The organism is Streptomyces sp. NPDC006655 (assembly GCF_040703965.1).
Classification (GTDB): domain Bacteria; phylum Actinomycetota; class Actinomycetes; order Streptomycetales; family Streptomycetaceae; genus Streptomyces.
The window spans coordinates 17,550-33,305 of the sequence record NZ_JBEYJU010000010.1 but is presented as its reverse complement, the minus strand read 5'-3'; the positions used below and the strand labels follow the sequence as shown (position 1 = coordinate 33,305).

The 15,756-nt window shown below is 72.7% G+C and carries 12 protein-coding genes; 8 read left to right on the top strand and 4 right to left on the bottom strand.

Annotated elements, in window-relative coordinates; genetic code table 11:
• Window positions 1–373: 373 nt before the first annotated feature.
• From AB0958_RS08270 to AB0958_RS08260, 3 genes are all read left to right on the top strand, one after another.
• Window positions 374–1,762: a hypothetical protein gene (locus tag AB0958_RS08270; RefSeq protein ID WP_366889536.1), complete on the top strand. Its 1,389-nt coding sequence runs from the start codon at window positions 374–376 to the stop codon at window positions 1,760–1,762.
• Between the two features lie 215 nt (window positions 1,763–1,977).
• Window positions 1,978–2,418, top strand: a complete 441-nt coding sequence (locus AB0958_RS08265; RefSeq protein WP_366889535.1) for a hypothetical protein — start codon at window positions 1,978–1,980, stop codon at window positions 2,416–2,418.
• A gap of 225 nt (window positions 2,419–2,643) precedes the next feature.
• Window positions 2,644–4,698, top strand: coding sequence for a PQQ-binding-like beta-propeller repeat protein (locus tag AB0958_RS08260; protein ID WP_366889534.1), 2,055 nt, complete (start codon window positions 2,644–2,646; stop codon window positions 4,696–4,698).
• A gap of 13 nt (window positions 4,699–4,711) precedes the next feature.
• On the opposite strand, the gene AB0958_RS08255 is transcribed toward AB0958_RS08260, so the two are convergent.
• Entirely contained in the window at window positions 4,712–5,200 is a 489-nt protein-coding gene (locus tag AB0958_RS08255) for a GNAT family N-acetyltransferase (RefSeq protein WP_366889533.1), read from the bottom strand.
• 87 nt (window positions 5,201–5,287) lie between these two features.
• Here AB0958_RS08255 and AB0958_RS08250 point away from each other — a divergent pair, with 87 nt between their 5' ends.
• Window positions 5,288–6,091, top strand: coding sequence for an exodeoxyribonuclease III (locus tag AB0958_RS08250; RefSeq protein ID WP_366889532.1), 804 nt, complete (start codon window positions 5,288–5,290; stop codon window positions 6,089–6,091).
• 14 nt (window positions 6,092–6,105) lie between these two features.
• On the opposite strand, the gene AB0958_RS08245 is transcribed toward AB0958_RS08250, so the two are convergent.
• Entirely contained in the window at window positions 6,106–7,320 is a 1,215-nt protein-coding gene (locus AB0958_RS08245; protein ID WP_366889531.1) for a recombinase family protein, read from the bottom strand.
• A gap of 248 nt (window positions 7,321–7,568) precedes the next feature.
• A complete protein-coding gene (locus AB0958_RS08240) occupies window positions 7,569–8,189 on the bottom strand; it encodes a MerR family transcriptional regulator (RefSeq protein ID WP_366889653.1) in 621 nt (206 codons plus the stop codon).
• Window positions 8,190–8,377: 188 nt separating this feature from the next.
• Here AB0958_RS08240 and AB0958_RS08235 point away from each other — a divergent pair, with 188 nt between their 5' ends.
• The 4 genes from AB0958_RS08235 to AB0958_RS08220 all read left to right on the top strand — a co-directional run bounded on the left by AB0958_RS08235 (window position 8,378) and on the right by AB0958_RS08220 (window position 12,100).
• Entirely contained in the window at window positions 8,378–9,931 is a 1,554-nt protein-coding gene (locus AB0958_RS08235) for an NAD(P)/FAD-dependent oxidoreductase (protein WP_366889530.1), read from the top strand.
• A complete protein-coding gene (locus AB0958_RS08230; protein WP_366889529.1) occupies window positions 9,928–10,884 on the top strand; it encodes an alpha/beta hydrolase in 957 nt (318 codons plus the stop codon). Before AB0958_RS08235 ends, AB0958_RS08230 begins: the two co-directional genes overlap by 4 nt.
• Window positions 10,881–11,765: an SDR family oxidoreductase gene (locus AB0958_RS08225; RefSeq protein WP_366889528.1), complete on the top strand. Its 885-nt coding sequence runs from the start codon at window positions 10,881–10,883 to the stop codon at window positions 11,763–11,765. The genes AB0958_RS08230 and AB0958_RS08225 overlap by 4 nt, the downstream gene beginning before the upstream one ends.
• A gap of 89 nt (window positions 11,766–11,854) precedes the next feature.
• Window positions 11,855–12,100, top strand: a complete 246-nt coding sequence (locus AB0958_RS08220; protein WP_366889527.1) for a hypothetical protein — start codon at window positions 11,855–11,857, stop codon at window positions 12,098–12,100.
• Between the two features lie 127 nt (window positions 12,101–12,227).
• Here AB0958_RS08220 and AB0958_RS08215 read toward each other — a convergent pair whose 3' ends face one another.
• Entirely contained in the window at window positions 12,228–15,623 is a 3,396-nt protein-coding gene (locus AB0958_RS08215) for a S41 family peptidase (protein WP_366889526.1), read from the bottom strand.
• Between the last annotated feature and the right edge of the window lie 133 nt (window positions 15,624–15,756).

Sequence of the window (15,756 nt, the reverse complement as noted above, 5' to 3'; positions counted from 1 at the left end):
GGAACGGGCCCGGCACGGCGACCCGGACCGGGCCGAGACCCTCGCCCACTCGATCGCCCACCCCGCGACCCGGGCCCGCGCCCTGGCCGCGCTCGCGGAGGCGTCCGAACCGCCCCCGTGCCCGTCGGCTCGCCGCGCAGGTCGTCGTTCTCGACGGCGGGGACGCCGCCCTGCCCACCCTGGATTGGATCGTGCCCCGTTCCACGGCCGTTGTCGTCGACCAGATGATGATCCGCGACGGACTGCGACACCCTGCCCGTCTCCCGCTGATTGCGAGCAGCACCCGGTGATCCCGAAACTGCCCCTGCACAGCCCTCGTTGGCGTGAACTCGACGGTGTGTCAGCCGACGAGGTGAGAGCGCTTCTGGAGGACATGGCGTCCGACGGTGCCACCGGAAGCGGCGACGCGTGGCCGGGCGCCTGGAAGGACCTGGCCGAGGGCCTCATCGAGGACGGAACCGTCTTCGACGGAGCCTATGCGGCCCTGCCCCACCTCATAGCGGCGGCAGCGGACCTGCCCCCGGACCGGACCGTGGATCTCTGGGTGGACATGGGGCTCATCGTGACCGCGGAGGACAGGCCCCCCGTCCCGGCCGATCTCCAGGAGGGCTTCGGCGCCGCACTCCTGCTGGCCGAACAGGCGGCCGTACGGAGCCTCCTCGCCACCGACGCCCCGGCGGAGGCCCGTACCTCCCTCGCCCTGAGCTGCCTCGCCTTCGCCGGTCATCACATGGGCACCGCGCTGTGGTCCCTCGAACCGCAGGAGGGGTACCTCGGGCTGCTGTGCCCCGGGTGCGGGAGCGACACCGAGATCCCCGGCTTCTTCGTGGACCCGGTGCGTCCGCCCCTTGAGGCTCCGCGGCTGACAGGAGCCGTTCTGGTCCGTCCGGGGGAGCACCCTTGGGGCGCGGTCGCCACCGCGTTGCGCGAGGAGTCGCTGGGGGAGGGGTGGGAGCCCTTCCTGCGGGTGGCACGCGACGTCGCGGCGGCCGGCGTACACCCCGCGACGCCGGGTCGTGCCGCCCTGTGCCTGGTGGCCGGCCTGGTGGCCGGCCTGGTGGCCGGCCTGGTCGCGGCCGACGGCGCCCCGGGGCAGGCGGGGCAGGCAGGGCAGGCGGGGCAGGCGGGGCGGGCGGGGCGGGCGCGGGCTCGTGAACTGATGCTGCTCACCGGATACTTCCGCTGCTGGGACTGCGAACGTACCTGGACGATCGCGGACGGCCTGGCGGAGAACCCGGACGGTGCGCACCCTCAGAACCACCCCACGGCGGAGCGGACGGCCGCCGGCCTTCCGGCTCCCGCCGCGGTGCCGGCGAAGGACGCCCCCACGCGTGCAGTGCCGACCCGGCTTCGGCGGGACGGGAAGGCGCTGGTCACGGCCGACGGCACGATCTGGGGCCACCTGACGGAGTTCTCGGACTCCGCACCCGACCCCGCGCCTGTCCCCGTCGGAGGCGTCGACGCGCTCACGGCCGTGTCCTGGCCCGGTCAGGCCGCACTCGTCGCCGGTGCCGGTGCCGGTGCCAGTGCCGGTGCCGGCGAGGGGGGACCGGGGCGCGGTGTGTCTGTGGGATCCGGCCGACGGCAGGATGGTCCACGGCCCGCTGCCGGGGTGTCCCGACCGTATCCGCTCGCTGGCGGTCCTGCCCCTGCCCGACGGCCGCGCCCTCCTGGCCGCCGGGGGCGGGACGGGGACGGTCGTCCTGTGGGATCCCGGCACCGGGCAGCCGGTCCGCGAACGGGTCGGCAGCACGCCCGGTGAGGTGGTCGGTATGTGTGCCGCGACCGTCCCCGACGGCCGGACCCTGCTCGTCACCGCCACCTCCCGAGGCGCGGTCCGGTTGTGGGGCCCGGTCACCGGCGAGGCCGTCGGGAGCCTCAACCCGTACGGCAGCCCGATCCGGTCGATCACCGCCGTCCCGATCTCCGTCGGCCATACGCTGGTCGTCGCCGCGGACACCGGGGGGCGGCGTCCACGTGTGGGACCCGGCCGTCGGCGACCCCTGGGAGCGGGGGGCGGCCGTGCAGTTGAGCGGACGCGCCCTCGGCGGTGCCGTTCACCGGGTGGCAGCCGTGGCGGCCGTACCCGCACCGGACGGCACGCTGCTGGCCACCACGGACGACCTGGGCGTGGTCAGGCTGTGGGACCTCGCCACCGGAGACCCGGCCGGCGACCCCCTGCCCGCCTCGACGGGCACCGCAGGTCTCCCGGTCATGACCGCCGCCACGCTGCCCGACGGGCGCCGCGTCCTGGCCGTCGGCAGCAGCCTCGGGCGCCTGCGGGTGTGGGAACCGGAGACCGGCACGGTGCGGCACATCGCCCTCGACCTGGCGCCCACCTGTCTGGCCGTCGCGGGGCCCGACCTGATCGTCGGACACGCCCGCGGAGCCGTCGGCCTCCCCCTCGCCGGCCGGTGACAGGGAGGGCACAACCTGCCCCCGGCACCACCGTCCCCCCGGCCGACCGACAGAACGACCGATAGCCAGCCGCCAACGCCCTGCGGGATCAGGCCATTTCGCGTTGCGCTCCTCAAAGGCGACATGTCAGGGTTCGACGGGTGGCCGCCTCGCGTGGTGCGGTCGGCCGCCCGCGAGGCACTCGGCCGGCACGACAGGACGCACAGGGCGTGGGGAGGGGGCGCGATGGCCGATCTCGAGGTCGACGACAGAACGCTGTGGAGGGTCCCGGGCGGGGGCGTGCTTTACCACACCCCGGCGATGGCCGACGGCGCCGTCTACGTACTCGCTGACTACTACGACGTGGTGGCCGTCGACGCGGGCACCGGGGAGCGGCGTTGGACCCTGCGGAACGAAACCGGCATCGAATCGTCGCCGGTGGCCGCCGATGGCGCCGTGTACTTCGCCGACATGGCCGGCCGTCTGACGGCGGTGGACGCGGTGACCGGCGACGTGCGGTGGAAGTGGAATGCGCGCCGGTCGCGCGGGTCGAAGATGTCGATGCCGGCGGTATCCGACCACATCGTGTATGCCGCACACCACAACAGGATGTGGGCCGTCGACGCGGTCACCGTCCGGCCGGTGTGGGACGTCGGACTGACGGACGCCGGCACCGTCCGGAACACGCCGACGGTGGCCGACGGAGTCCTGTACGCGGCCGACGGCGGGCATCTGCTGGCCCTGGACGCGGCCACCGGAAGCAGGCGGTGGGACGTCCGTCCCCACGGCGGCGTTCCGCGGCCGCCGACGGTCGCCGGCACCGGCGTGTACGTGGGCAATGGCGAAGGCCTGGTCGCGCTGGACGCGGCGACGGGTGCGGAACGCTGGCGGATGTTCTCCGGCGAGACGGTGTGGGCGAGCCCCGCGGTGGCCGAGGGCGTCGTGGTCGCCGGTGTCAAAGGCTGGTACCTGGTCGCGATGGACGCCGAAACCGGCCGGGAGAGGTGGCGGCTGAAGACCCGCGGTGAGATCCACGAGACGCCCGCGGTCGCCGACGGCACGGTGTATGCGGGAAGCCACGACGGGCGTCTGTGGGCGGTGGACGCGGCCACGGGCGAGGCCCGGTGGAAGGTCAGGACCACCGGGCCGGTGCACTCCACGCCTCTGGTGAGCGGGGGCACCGTGTACATCGACAGCCTCGACGAGCACCTCTACGCCGTACGGGCCCACCGGCCGGGCGAAGCACCCGCCGATGACCGGCGCGCCGCCTCCGCCCACCCGGAGCGCAGGGGCACCCGCAGGGGATCCGCTCCGCCAGGCCCCGGCCCGGTCGGCGGCAGCGTGCGCTGGCGGGTCCCGGCCCCGGGCGCGGGCCACCTCACCCCGGCCGTGGCCGACGGCGTCGTGTACCAGACCACCTACGACGGCCTGCTGGCGCTGGACGCCGCCACGGGCCGGGAACAGTGGCGACTGGATTCTCCCCACCTCCGGGACTCGTCACCGGTGGTCGTCGACGGCAGCCTGTACATCGTCAGAGGGAAGCGGCTGCTGGCCGTGGACGCGGCCACCGGTCGCGTGCGGTGGGAGCGGGTGACCGACTACGTGGACCGCACCCGGCCCGCGGTGGCCGACGGCACGGTGTACACGGCCGGCGGGAACGGAATCCTCTGGGCCGTGGACGTCGCCACCGGCCGCAAACGCTGGAAGCGCAGGCTCGTACCGCGCTGGCCGGGCACCTACGAGCACTTCACCACCCCCGCCGTGGCCGACGGCCGGGTCTACGTCTGCCACCCCCGGGACTCCCTGTGGGCGGTGGACGCCGCCACGGGGACCACGGTCTGGGACGTCAAGACCTACTCCTCCCCCCACACCTCACCGGTGGTGGCCGACGGCACCGTCTACATCGGCGGTCACCACGGCCTGATCGCGCTCGACGCCGTCGACGGCACGGAACGCTGGGAGCGGCGCTTCGGCGACCCGACGTGGTCCACGCCCGCGGTCGTCGACGGGACCGTGTACATGGGCAGCAACGGCTGGTACCTGTGGGCCGTGGACGCCGCCACGGGGAAGACACGCTGGAAGCAGGAGACCGGAGCCGCTCGCCAGTCCTCGCCGGCGGTTGCGGACGGGACCGTCTACATCGGCAGCGAGGACATGTCGCTCTGGGCGCTGGACGCGGCCACCGGCGAGGAACGCTGGCGGCTGGAGACCGGCGGGGAGGTGTGCTCGACGCCGGTGGTCGTCGACGGCACCGTGTACGTGGGCAGCGAGGACGGCTTCCTGTACGCGGTGCGCACCTGACGCCCGTACGTCCCTACAGAACCCCGCGCAGGTCCTTCGCGAAGCAGCGGCTCGACTCGTAGTGGCGGTAGTAGCCGAACTTGGTGCACGGGGCGTAGCCGCTGGAGGTGTACAGGGCGATGGCCTCCGGCTGCTTGGTGCCGGTCTCCAGGACCATGCGCAGCCGGCCGGCCGCGCGGGCGTCGTCCTCCAGGGCCGTGAGGATCCGGCGGGCCAGGCCCCGGCCGCGCATCTCCTCGACGACGAACATGCGCTTGAGCTCGGCGTCGCCGTCCTCGTTGCCCTCGTCGTTCGCGTCCTGGCTGCGCCAGCCGCCGGTGGCCACCGGGCGGCCGGACTCGTCGTACGCGATCAGGTAGACCCCGTTCGGCGGTCGGAAGTCGGAGGCGTCGACGGCCGTGGCGTCGCCACCGTCGCCGTAGCGGACGTGGTACTCGGCCTGGACCTCGTCGTTGAGCTTGACGGCGTCGGGGTGGTCGAAGGCAACGCGGCGTATGTTCATGAGCAGCATCGTAGATTCGTACAGGCGCGCGATCGGGCGGCGCGGTGGGCGTCGGGACTCCGTCCAGTGTGCCGGTATCGTTCCCGCGTGCTGACTGTGACCTCGGTGAATGTGAACGGGCTGCGTGCCGCCGCGAAGAAGGGCTTCGTGGAGTGGCTCGCGGAGACCTCCGCGGACGTGCTCTGCCTCCAGGAGGTGCGCGCGGAACCGCAGCAGCTCCCGGAAGAGGTGCGCGCGCCCGGCGGCTGGCACGTCGTGCACGCCCCCGCGGCGGCCAAGGGGCGCGCGGGCGTCTCCCTGTACACCCGGCGTGAGCCGGACGCGGTGCGGATCGGCTTCGGGTCGGACGAGTTCGACGCGAGCGGGCGCTACGTCGAGGCCGACCTCCCCGGTGTCACCGTCGCCTCCCTCTACCTCCCCTCCGGCGAGGTCGGCACCGAGCGGCAGGACGAGAAGGTGCGCTTCATGGGCGAGTTCCACGCCCACCTGAAGGAACTGCGCGTACGGGCCGCCGCCGACGGGCGCGAGGTAGTGGTCTGCGGCGACTGGAACATCGCCCACCAGCAGGCCGACCTGAAGAACTGGCGCGGCAACACCAAGAACTCCGGCTTCCTCCCGGAGGAACGGGAGTGGCTCGGCACCGTCCTGGACCCGGCCGACGCCGGCTACGTCGACGTCGTACGCGCTCTCCACCCGGACATGGAGGGCCCGTACACCTGGTGGTCGTATCGGGGCCGGGCGTTCGACAACGATTCAGGATGGAGGATCGACCTCGCCGTGGCGACCCCTGGACTGGCGGCCCGCGCCGTCAAGGCGTTCGTGGAGCGGGCGGCCAGTCATGAGGAGCGGTGGTCGGATCACGCTCCTGTAACGGTGGTCTTCGAGACGTGAGCCGAGGTGGGCCGTCAGGCGGAGGTGAAGGTCAGGCGTGAGGTGTCGGGCCCGGCCGACCGGTCAGATCCGCCACCCGAGCGCCCCTTGCCGACGCTGACGCGCACTCCGTCCCTGAGCAACTGTTCCCGCGTCACCTCACCGGCCGTGCCGAACGCCTCGCGGTAGCGGTTGACGGCGTACTCGTCGAGCCAGTCAGAGCGGATTCCGGTGGGGCGGGGACAGATGTCGCCGCGTGCTGTCGCGCGGCACACGTAGCCGCCGTACGGATAGCCCTTGCGTGCGGCGAAGCACATGCGCCCTTCGCAGCCTGCGCAATGCGCGATGCCGGTGAGCAGGGCGGTTGTCCGGCTTCTCGGCCGGCGAGTGCCGTTGGAACGGGCCGCCAGGATGTCCTGCAAGGCTCGGAACTCCTCCTCGGAGAGCAGCGGCTGACCGACGAGTACCGGGCTGCCGTGTGCGTCGCGGACCGTCTGCCCGCCATGTGTCCGGTGCCCCGCCAGTGACGGGCTCCGCAGGACCTTGGACAGAGTCCCCGAAGTCCACCGGAACCGCTCGAATTCCCGTCCGTGTCGATGCCCGCCCGTCGGGCGGCCATGAAGCCGGGCGTGTCGGTCGCGGGGTACCAGTACCTCCGAATCGTTCAGTTCGCGTGCGATGGCGATCAGGGAACGTCCTTCGTGCACGGCAGCCACCATCATGTGAACGGCGGCGGCGGATTCGGGGTCGGGGGCCAGGCACCACCCGCTGCCCGAGGGATGCGGTGCCTTCCGGTATCCGAACGGGACCAGCCCGCCGCCGTATCGGCCCGCTGTCCGCAGCGCTTCATGGCTGCTGCTGAGCCGGGCGGAGATGGTGCGCGCCTCCTGCTCGGCATCGTGGGCGAGGGCCATGCACTGCCGGACAGCCGAACCGTTCGCCTGCGGTGTCACGACGAGAGGGGGACCGGTCTCGGGCATACCGAAGACGAACGTCCGCCCGTGCCGCCGCCCCCAGGCGAGCAGTTCGGCCATGTGGGCCACGGAGCGCACGGCACGATCCACGTGGGACCAGACGATCGCTTCGAATGCCTGCGGCCGTAGCAGCCAGGACGAGAGAGCGGGCCTCTCGAACGGTGTCGTCCGACGGGCCGAGACGCCGAGGTCCGAAGCCTCGGCCACGAGATCGAAACCGAGTCGCTCTGCGGTGAGCTGAATGACCGCACGCTGCCGGTCCGGTGAGGTCGTCACGCTGGTGAGACAGCTGAGGCGCAACGCGGCAAGAGCTCTTGGTCGCTCGGTACGGCGAAGAGGGAACGGGGCGGAAGGAGGTGCTTGAGGACTAGGGCACGTCGACGCTCCTAGGCAGAGTCGGCCGTACCCCGGGGCTGGTCGCACAGCCGCCGGGGCCTTTCGGCTCACTCTCGGAGCACGAACATCATTCCGAGGGACAGTCTCCGGAAAGTACCCCGAAGGAGTGAGTCCCTGCGGTCGGCGATCTAGCCATGTTTCCGCAGCCTGCGGTCCAGGGCCAGGGAGACCTCCGCCTCCACCACGCTGCGGGCCAGCGGGCGCAGGCGGGCCAGGTCCTCCTCGGGGCCGTGGCGCAGGACGAGCCGGGCGAAGAGGTCGGCGAGGGCGTCGGCGTGTTCGCGTACGCTGCGGCCGGCCGCCAGCACCTCGGCCAGCGGGAGGCCCTCGCGGACCAGGGCCGAGGAGGCGTCGAGGAGGCGGCGGCTGATGTGGACGATGTCGTCGCCGTCGGTGCCCAGGTAGCCGAGGTCCATGGCGGCGGCGAGGTTCTCCGGGGTGACCTCGCCCTCGAAGCGGGCGGCGAGTTCCTCGGGCGTCAGGCGGACCGGCTCCTCCTCGCTGGGGGTGTCGACGCCCAGCAGGTCGGCCACGTCCCGGCCGTGGTCGAGGGCCTCCGCCAGTTCGGCGATGCCGTTGAGGGTGTGGCCGCGCTCCAGGAGTGCCGAGATGGTGCGCAGCCGGGCCAGGTGGTGGTCGTCGTACCAGGCGATACGGCCCTCACGGCGGGGCGGGGCGAGCAGCTTGCGTTCGCGGTAGAAGCGCAGGGTGCGCACGGTGATGCCGGCCCTTCTCGCCAGCTCCTCCATGCGGTACTCGCGCGGTCCGTCGTCGTCTGCCACGGGCGCAGCCTATGTTGTACCGCCGGTACCCGCGGCTGAGCCGCTGATGTGAACGTCTTCCGTGCGGCCCCTACCCATCAGTACGGAGCTGCCCTAGAGTGCGACTGCGCCAGTGATTACTGGCGTAATCGCGGTCGAGGTGTGGAGGCTCCGGGATGGCCCAGCACGAGCATGTACGGGTGGCGGTGATCGGGTCCGGTTTCGGCGGACTGGGCGCGGCCGTACGGTTGCGCCGGGAGGGGGTCACCGACTTCGTCGTCCTGGAGCGCGCGGGCAGCGTCGGCGGCACCTGGCGGGACAACAGCTATCCGGGGTGCGCCTGCGACGTGCCGTCCCACCTGTACTCCTTCTCCTTCGCCCCGAACCCCGACTGGCCGCGCACCTTCTCCGGTCAGGAACACATCCGCGCCTACCTGGAGCATGTCGCCGACACCTTCGGACTCCGGCCCCACCTGCGCTTCGACGCCGAGGTGCGGCGGATGGCCTGGGACACGCGGCAGTTGCGCTGGGACATCGAGACGGCCGCCGGCACCTTCTCCGCCGACGTCGTCGTCTCCGCCACCGGCCCGCTCTCCGACCCGAAGATCCCCGCGGTCCCGGGCCTGGACTCCTTCGAGGGCGAGGTCTTCCACTCGGCCCGCTGGAACCACGACTACGACCTGCGCGGCAAGCGGGTCGCCATGGTCGGCACCGGTGCCTCCGCCATCCAGATCGTGCCCGCGATCCAGCCCGAGGTCGCCCGCCTCACTCTCTTCCAGCGCACCCCGCCCTGGGTGCTGCCCCGCGTGGACCGCGCCATCGGCGCCGCCGAACGCGGGCTGCACCGGGCGCTGCCCTTCACCACCCGGGCCCGGCGCGGGTTCCTGTGGGGCATCCGGGAACTCCAGGTCCAGGCGTTCACCAAGCACCCCGACGAACTCGGCCTGGTCGAGAAGCTCGCCCTGCGCAACATGGCCCGCGCCGTCAAGGACCCCGAGCTGCGGGCGAAACTCACCCCGGACTACCGCATCGGCTGCAAGCGCATCCTGCTGTCCAGCGCCTACTATCCGGCGCTCGCGCGGCGGAACGTGGACGTGGTGGCGAGCGGCCTCGCCGAGGTCCGCGGCTCGACGGTGGTCGCCGCCGACGGCAGCACCGCCGAGGTCGACGCGATCGTCTTCGGCACCGGCTTCCACGTCACCGACATGCCGATCGCGGAACGGGTCGTCGGCGCCGACGGACGCACCCTCGCGGAGACCTGGAAGGACGGCATGCAGGCGCTGCGCGGTGCCTCGGCCGCCGGGTTCCCGAACTGGATGACGATCATCGGACCCAACACCGGCCTCGGGAACTCCTCCATGATCCTCATGATCGAGTCCCAGCTGAACTACCTGGCCGACTACCTGCGCCAGCTCCGGGTCCTGGGCGGACGGGTCGCCCTCGACGCGCGCCCCGGTGCGGTGGCCGCCTGGAACGACAAGGTCCAGGAACGGATGAAGCGCACCGTCTGGAACACCGGCGGCTGCACCAGCTGGTACCTGGACGCGAACGGCCGCAACACCACCATCTGGCCGGGCACGACGACCGAGTTCCGACGCGCGACCCAACGCGTGGACCTGGCGGAGTACGACGTGATCCGCCCGTCCCTGGCCGACGACCAGGCCGACGACCAGGCCGGAGTCGAGGCCGGCGAGCAGGCGGCCAGGTCAGGCGCGGAGGTGGGCGCGTGAGCCGGCCGCCCCATGTGACCAGCGGGCCCTACGCCCCGCCCAGGCCCACCCGGCACCTCACCGCCCTCTCCGCCGACGGCGCCCGGCTGCACGTCGAGGTGCACGGCCCCGAGGACGCGCCCCCCGTCGTCCTCGCCCACGGCTGGACCTGCTCCACCGCCTTCTGGGCGGCGCAGATCCGGGAACTCGCCGTCGACCACCGGGTCGTCGCCTACGACCAGCGGGGCCACGGACGCAGTCCCGCGAGCCCCGCGTGCACCACCGGCGCACTCGCGGACGACCTGGAAGCGGTGCTGGCGGAGACGCTCGCGCGCGGGGAGAAAGCCGTGATCGTCGGCCACTCCATGGGCGGCATGACGGTCATGGCGGCCGCCGCGCGTCCCCGCTTCCGGGAGCACGCCGCCGCCGTCCTGCTGTGCAGCACCGGGAGTTCACGGCTGATCGCGGAGGCGCTCGTCATACCGTTGCGCGCCGGGGCCCTGCGCACCCGGCTCACGACGGGCGTACTGGCGTCGCGCGCCCCGCTCGGACCGGTCACGCCCGTCGCGAAGCGCATCCTCAAGTACGCCACCATGGGCGCCGGTTCCGCCCCGCACATGGTGGACGCGTGCGCACGGATCGTGCACGCCTGCCCGCGCGCCGTACGGCATGCCTGGGCAGGTGTCCTCGCGGAACTCGACCTCGACGCCGGCGTACGGGAGTTGCGGGTGCCCACGGCGGTCCTCACCGGTACGGCCGACCGGCTCACGCCCCCGTTGCACGCCCACACGCTGGCCGCCGCGCTGCCGCACTCCCTCGGCCTCACCGAGTTGCCCGGCATCGGCCACATGACGCCGGTCGAGGCACCGGAGCCGGTCAACGGAAAGATCCGGGAACTCGTCGCCACGTATGTGACGGTCACCACGGCGGACACCGGCGCCGAGGCGCCCGAGCGGATCACGGAGGGCTCATGAGCAGGGTCGGTCTCGAAGGACAGGTCGCGGTCGTCACCGGAGCGGCGCGCGGGGTCGGCGAGTTGCTCGCCCGCAAGCTCTCCGCGCGCGGGGCGACGGTGGCGCTCGTGGGGCTGGAGGAGGAGGCGCTGAAGGAGGCCGCCGGGCGGCTGCACACCGAAGGCGCCCACTGGTACGCCGACGTCACCGACCACGAGGCGATGAGCCGGGTCGCGGCCGAGGTCAGGGAGCGGTTCGGCAAGGTCGACATCGTGGTGGCCAACGCCGGGGTGGCCAACGGCGGTCCGTTCGCCGACTCGGACCCCGAGGCCTGGCGGCGGGTGATCGAGGTCAATCTGATCGGCTCGGCGGTGACGGCACGGGCGTTCCTGCCGGCGCTCACGGAGAGCCGCGGCTACCTGCTCCAGGTAGCCTCGCTGGCCGCCATCACACCGGCGCCGATGATGAGCGCGTACTGCGCGTCCAAGTCGGGTGTGGAGGCGTACGCCCACAGTCTGCGCGCCGAGGTGGGCCACCAGGGCGTGCGCGTCGGCGTCGCGTACCTGTCGTGGACGGACACCGACATGGTGCGCGGCGCCGACCAGGACGACGTGATGCGGGAGTTGCGACAGCGGCTGCCGTGGCCGTCGAACAAGACGTACCCGCTGGGTCCGGCGGTGGACCGGATGGTCGCCGGGATCGAACGGCGCTCTGCGCACGTGTACGGGCAGTGGTGGCTGCGCGGGATGCAGGGCGTGCGCGGCTACCTGCCGGCGCTCATCGGGACGGTCGGGCAGCGCGAGATGAAGCGGTTCGCGCCCCGCTTGCAGGGGGTGCGCACGGGGCTCGTCGGTGCGGGTGGGGCGGCCGACGAGGAGGTGCGCGCTACGCAGCGTCATTGATCGACATGCGCGCGTAGTCGGCCCGTGTGAATCTGGTCGAGGCCCCACAGAGGGCCGATTCCCCTCACTTTCCACGGGAGTGAACCCACATGGGTATGAAGGACAAGGCCGGCAAGACGCAGGGTCAGGCCAAGCAGAAGACGCGCGAGGGCCAGCAGCACGGCCGGCAGCAGGCGCAGCAGCCCGGCCAGCAGACGCAGCAGCGTGGCCAGCACACGCAGCAGGCGCAGCAGGCCCAGCAGCACGGGCAGCAGTCGCGTGAGCGCGGTCGTCAGACCATGGACGACACCGAGCAGGAGATGCAGGACCGGTTCACCCAGGACTACGACGCGTAGCCGTCGTACTCGGCTCGGCCAGCAGGCGCGGGGCGCCCTTCTTCGTGGAGGGCGCCCCGCCCCGCGTGCTGTCGGCGCTGCGAGCGGCGCTCCACGTCGTCTGCGTCGTCTGCGTCGTCTGCGTCGCCTACGTCGCCGTCGGCCGCGGGGGGAGCTTGGGGCGGGAGCGGTCGGGGGTTTCGGTGTAGTCCGGGGGGATCGCCGCCGGGTGGTCGGTCAGCAGGTCCAGGGCCAGTTGGATCGCTTCGTCCATCTCCACATGGCGACCCTCCGCCCAGTCCAGCGGGGTGCGCAGGACCTCGCGGTCGGGGGCGACGCCGTGGTTCTCCACGGACCAGCCGTACTCCTCGAACCAGGCCGCGTTCATCGGCACCGTGATCACCGTGCCGTCGCCCAGTTGGTGCCGCCCGGTCATGCCGACCACACCGCCCCAGGTGCGCTGCCCGACCACCGGGCCGAGCCTGAGCAGTCTGATCGCGGCCGTGATCATGTCGCCGTCGGAGGAGGTGGCCTCGTCGGTGAGCGCCACGATCGGGCCGCGCGGGGCGTTGGAGGCGTACGACACCGGCTGGGCGTTCCTCGTCAGGTCCCAGCCGAGGATGGTGCGGGTGAGTTTCTCCACCACGAGTTCGCTGATGTGCCCACCCGCGTTGCCGCGCACGTCGACGATGAGCGCCGGCCGCGAGACCTCCCCGCGCAGATCGCGGTTGAACTGGGCCCAGCCCGAACCGCCCATGTCCGGGATGTGCAGGTAGCCGCACTTGCCGCCGCTCGTCTCCCGTACCACCTCACGGCGTTTGGCCACCCAGTCCTGGTAGCGCAGCGGCCGTTCGTCGATCAGCGGGAGTACGGCGACCCGGCGCGGCGGCCCCGGCTCGCCCTCGCCCGGGGTGAACGTCAGCTCCACCGTCGTACCGGCCGCCCCCGCGAGCAGCGGATAGGGGCCGGTCACCGGATCCACCGGCCTGCCGTCCACGTGGGTGAGCACCGCGCCCTCGCGGATCCCGGTGCCCGCGAGCGGGGAACGCGCCTTGGAGTCGGAGGAGTCGCCGGGCAGGATCCGCTGGACGGTCCAGCCGCCCTCCCGCCGGGCGAAGTTGGCGCCGAGCAGGCCCTGGAAGCGCTGGTAGTGCGGCGGGCCCTCGTTGCGGCGGGCCGGGGTGACGTAGGCGTGCGAGGTGCCCAGCTCGCCGAGGACCTCGCGCAGCAGGTCGGCGAACTCGTCGGGCGAGGCGACCCGTTCGACCAGCGGACGGTACTGGTCCAGCACCCCGTCCCAGTCGATGCCGCACATGCCGGGGTCCCAGAAGTAGTCGCGGATGAGGCGGCCGGCCTCGGCGTAGGCCTGGCGCCACTCGGCGGGCGGGTCGACCTCGTGCAGGATGCGGCGCAGGTCGATCCAGACGGTCGTGTCGCCGTCGCCCGACTCGGTCGACGGGACGGCCCGCAGCTCGCCCTCGTCGACCACGACCAGCCGGCTGCCGTCGCCGCTGACGCTGAACCAGTCGAGGTGGTCGACGAGTTCGGCCTTCTTCGCCTTGCTGATGTGGAAGTACTCCAGGGTCGGGCGGCCGCTGGTGTCGGCGGGGTTGGCGAAGGTCTCGCCCAGCGCGCCCGAGATCGGCCAGCGCAGCCAGACCAGACCGCCGCCGGCGACCGGGTACATGGTGGAGTACTTGGAGGCGGCGACCGGGAACGGGGTCACCCGGTTCTCCAGCCCCTCGACCTCGACCGTCACCGTACTGCCGTCGCCGGGCTCCTCGTCCTCGACGGGGTCCAGACCGCCGGCGGCGGGCCGCCCGTCCGGGCTGAGGGCGAAGGGGGAGGGGGTCGCGGAGGAGAGCGGGACCAGGTAGGGGCGGCAGCCCAGCGGGAAGGACAGGTCGCCGGTGTGCACGTCGTACACCGGGTCGAAGCCGCGCCAGGAGAGGAACGCGAGGTAGCGGCCGTCACGCGTGAACACCGGGTTCTCGTCCTCGAAGCGGCCGTTGGTGACGTCGATGACGAGCCGGTCGCTGATCCGGGCCATCTTGATCTGCCGCAACGTACGGCCGATCCCCGGATGCGACCAGGTCAGCCATGATCCGTCCGGCGAGAAGGCCAGATCGCGGACGGGGCCGTTGAGCGAGTGGATCAACTCGACGGGGGCCATGGAATCCACGGGGGCCGCGGAATCCACGGGGGCCGCGGGATCCACGGGGGCCGCGGGATCCACGGGGGCCGCGGGATCAACGGGGTCGGCGGGATCGACGGAGGCCGCGGGATCGACGGAGGCCTCGGCCCCCTCGGTGCCCTCGTCCTCCGGCATGTCGATCAGCAGCAGCCGTCCGTCGTGCGAGGCCACCGCCAGCCGTTCGCCCAGCGGGTCGGAGGCCAGTTCGAGCACCCGGCCCAGCCGCCCGGAGGCCAGCCGGCGCGGCGGACGGTCACCGCTCGCCCGGGGCAGCGAGGCCACCTCGATCGCGTCCTCGCCCCCGGCGTCCGTGACGTAGGCGATCCGCCCGGTGGAACCGAGCATCTCCGGGAGCCGTACCCGTACCCCCGGGGTGTCCGCGATGGTGCGCGCCGGGCCGTCGCGGTGGGTGAGCCAGTACAGGCTGCCGCGTACGACGACGGCGCTGGCCCGCCCCGTCTCGTCGACCGAGACGCCGTCGACGTGCTGGGCGGCCGGCACCTGGTAGGGGCGGCGGCCCGCGCGCGGCCCGGACAGCCGCACATCCAGCCTGCGCGGCTCCGCGCCCGGGGCGAGGTCGTCGACGAGCCACAGGTCGCCCGCGCACTGGTACACCACCCTGCTGCCGTCGCTGGCGGCGTGCCGGGCGTAGAAGGCGTCGTGGTCGGTGTGCCGGCGCAGGTCGGAGCCGTCGTGGGCGCAGGAGTAGAGGTTGCCGACGCCCTCGTGGTCGGAGAGGAAGACGATCCGGTCGCCGACGAACATCGGGGCGTCCAGATGGCCCCCGATGCCGGCCAGCAGTCGCTGTCCGTGCAGCCACAGCCGGCCCGTGGCACCGCCCCGGTAGCGCTTCCAGCCCGCCGGTTCGTGCGGCGGGGTGCCGGTGAGCAGCAGGGTCCTGCGCTCGCCCGCGATGTCGGCGACCTGGATGTCGGCGACCGGGCCCCAGGGCAGCTTGCGCCCGGGGTCGCCGTCGGGGGAGACCTTGTAGGCCCAGGTGAAGTAGGAGAACGGCTGGCCGTGCGAGGCGACCGCGAGGATGTCGGCGCCGCCCTCGCCGTCCGGCGGGGTCCAGCCGCACACCCGGGTGTCCGCGCTGCCCCAGTACGTCAGCTGCCGCCCGGGGCCGCCGTCGACGTCGGTCAGGTGGATCTCGGGCACCAGGCTGCGCCAGCTCGTGTACGCGATCCGGCGGCCGTCGGGGGAGAAACGCGGATGGCCGACCTTGGTGCGGTCGACGGTGAGCCGCCAGGCGCGGCCCGGGGTGTCGAGGGAGGTCAGCCAGAGGTCGTCCTCGGCCACGAAGCACAACAGGTCGCCGTGGAGATGCGGCAGGCGCAGATAGCTCACCTCCCCATGCTTTTCCGGGCCGGGTGGGGCAGCAACTCGTGAGGACGTACGGATTCGGCGCCCGGCGGGAGAGAGCGGGAGAGAGCGTGAGAGAGCACACGTACGAAACGGTTTCGTTTCTATAGATCTCAGG

What these genes read in the sequence shown, in the direction of transcription:
- AB0958_RS08270 (WP_366889536.1), top strand. Translation starts at nt 374, where the DNA reads ATGGCGTCCGACGGTGCCACCGGAAGCGGCGACGCGTGGCCGGGCGCC.
- AB0958_RS08260 (WP_366889534.1), top strand. Translation starts at nt 2,644, where the DNA reads ATGGCCGATCTCGAGGTCGACGACAGAACGCTGTGGAGGGTCCCGGGC.
- AB0958_RS08255 (WP_366889533.1), bottom strand. Translation starts at nt 5,200, where the DNA reads ATGAACATACGCCGCGTTGCCTTCGACCACCCCGACGCCGTCAAGCTC.
- AB0958_RS08240 (WP_366889653.1), bottom strand. Translation starts at nt 8,189, where the DNA reads ATGGAGGAGCTGGCGAGAAGGGCCGGCATCACCGTGCGCACCCTGCGC.
- AB0958_RS08235 (WP_366889530.1), top strand. Translation starts at nt 8,378, where the DNA reads ATGGCCCAGCACGAGCATGTACGGGTGGCGGTGATCGGGTCCGGTTTC.
- AB0958_RS08225 (WP_366889528.1), top strand. Translation starts at nt 10,881, where the DNA reads ATGAGCAGGGTCGGTCTCGAAGGACAGGTCGCGGTCGTCACCGGAGCG.
- AB0958_RS08220 (WP_366889527.1), top strand. Translation starts at nt 11,855, where the DNA reads ATGGGTATGAAGGACAAGGCCGGCAAGACGCAGGGTCAGGCCAAGCAG.